The organism is Aquiflexum sp., from assembly GCF_977115555.1.
Genome location: NZ_CDSBKL010000572.1, coordinates 1 through 2,009 on the forward strand (window position 1 = coordinate 1; position 2,009 = coordinate 2,009).

The window sequence follows — 2,009 nt, forward strand, 5'->3', positions numbered from 1 at the left end:
AGCAGACGGCTGCCATAATGGTTGCTTTTGAAAAAGAATTGGTTTCAAACAGACCAAATGTGGTTTTGGTGGTGGGAGATGTTACCTCTACGCTTGCCTGCTCCATAGTCGCTAAAAAATTATTGATAGATGTGGTACATGTTGAGGGAGGAATAAGGTCTGGAGATATGTCAATGCCCGAAGAAGTAAACAGAATTGTTACGGACAGTATCACAGATCATTTTTTTACCACCTCGGAAATCGCAAACGCCAACCTTCGCTCCAAAGGCGTCGAAGAAGAAAGAATCCATTTTGTTGGAAATACAATGATTGATACGCTTTTTTTAAATAGAAACCGATTTTTTAAACCTAAAGGATCACAATATGAAGATTTGAAATCGGGAGGCTATTTGATGTTAACCATGCACAGGCCGGCTAATGTGGATGGCGAAAATCAGCTAAAAGCAATGATGAATACCATCCTGGAAAATACCGGGGAATTCCCAATCATTTTCCCCGTTCATCCCCGGACAGCTACCAATCTTGCGAAAATTGGGATTAATCATCAAAGATTGAGAATGGTTGAACCTTTGTCATACCTTGAGTTCAACTATCTCGTGGAGCATTCAAAAGGTGTAATCACGGATTCCGGAGGTGTCACAGAGGAGGCATCAGTAATGAATATTCCTTGTTTGACTCTAAGGGATAATACCGAAAGACCTGAAACCATTATCCTTGGGACCAATGAACTTGTAGGTACAAATCCTGATAATTTGAAGCCTTATCTAATAAAATTACTATCAGGAAATTGGAAATCATACAGAGGAATTCCTATGTGGGATGGAAAATCTGCCGATAGGATAGTTTCTAAAATAATTGAATTATATAGTTAGGTAATATTAAGTTTTGAAAATTTATAGTAATCCCCAAGTGGTTAATCAGTCCGCTTGGGGATTTGTTGTTCTTAAATGTTTGATATTTATTTATATTTTTGGTTTATGAAAGGAATAATACTAGCAGGGGGATCCGGCACCCGACTTTATCCTATTACAAAGGGAACATCCAAACAACTGCTTGCCATCTATGACAAGCCAATGATTTATTATCCGATGTCAGTTTTGATGTTGGCAGGAATTAGGGAAATTTTAATTATCAGCACACCGCACGATCTTCCTAATTTTAAAAAATTGTTTGGAGATGGATCCGATTTAGGACTTAAACTTACCTATGAAGAACAACCATCTCCGGATGGTTTGGCTCAAGCATTTATTATTGGGGAGAAATTCATTGGCGGAGATTCTGTATGCTTGGTTTTGGGAGATAATATTTTTTATGGACATGGATTTACCCAACTTTTGAAAAGTTCAGTAGAAACAGTTAAAAAAGAAAATAAAGCCACTGTTTTTGGGTATTACGTTCAGGACCCTCAGAGGTATGGAGTTGTTGAATTTACAGAAATTGGGGATGCGATAAGTATTGAAGAAAAGCCTGTTGTTCCAAAAAGTAATTATGCTGTTGTAGGTTTATATTTTTATCCAAATTCGGTTGTTGAAATTGCAAAAAGCATTAAGCCTAGCCATAGAGGCGAGTTAGAGATCACTACCGTCAACCAGGAGTATTTAAAAAATGGGGAACTTAAAGTTGAACTGATGGGGAGAGGATTTGCCTGGTTGGATACAGGGACTCACGAATCTATGCTTGAAGCATCTAATTTCATTCATACCATTGAAAAGCGCCAAGGCTTAAAAGTTGCCTGTCTAGAAGAAATTGCGTACGACATGGGATTTATTAATTCAGAGAAGCTTGAAGAATTGGCTCGAAATTTGAGAAAAAATGAATATGGTGAATACCTGTTTAGAAAAATAAGAGGTAAATGATTAAATCATTTAGGTTGGCATGGGGTATGAAAAATTCTGATGTCTAAATTTGAATTTTAGTTGATTTTCAGTACATTTCCAAAAAAATAATTTTTATGGTCATTTTTCTAGCGGTTAGTACAGCTTTCTTAGTGGGTTTTTTACTGACTCCAA

The 2,009-nt window shown here is 36.9% G+C and carries 2 protein-coding genes; both read left to right on the plus strand.

What is annotated here, in order from left to right:
- On the plus strand, positions 1-872 hold an 872-nt coding region (gene wecB, locus ACZFYI_RS19685), incomplete at its 5' end, for a non-hydrolyzing UDP-N-acetylglucosamine 2-epimerase (RefSeq protein ID WP_462525823.1).
- Between the two features lie 105 nt (positions 873-977).
- Positions 978-1,856 carry a glucose-1-phosphate thymidylyltransferase RfbA gene (rfbA, locus tag ACZFYI_RS19690; RefSeq protein ID WP_462525824.1) on the plus strand — a complete coding sequence of 293 codons (879 nt, stop codon included), beginning with the start codon at positions 978-980 and terminating at the stop codon, positions 1,854-1,856.
- Positions 1,857-2,009: the final 153 nt, after the last annotated feature.

What these genes read in the sequence shown, in the direction of transcription:
- rfbA (WP_462525824.1), top strand. Translation starts at nt 978, where the DNA reads ATGAAAGGAATAATACTAGCAGGGGGATCCGGCACCCGACTTTATCCT.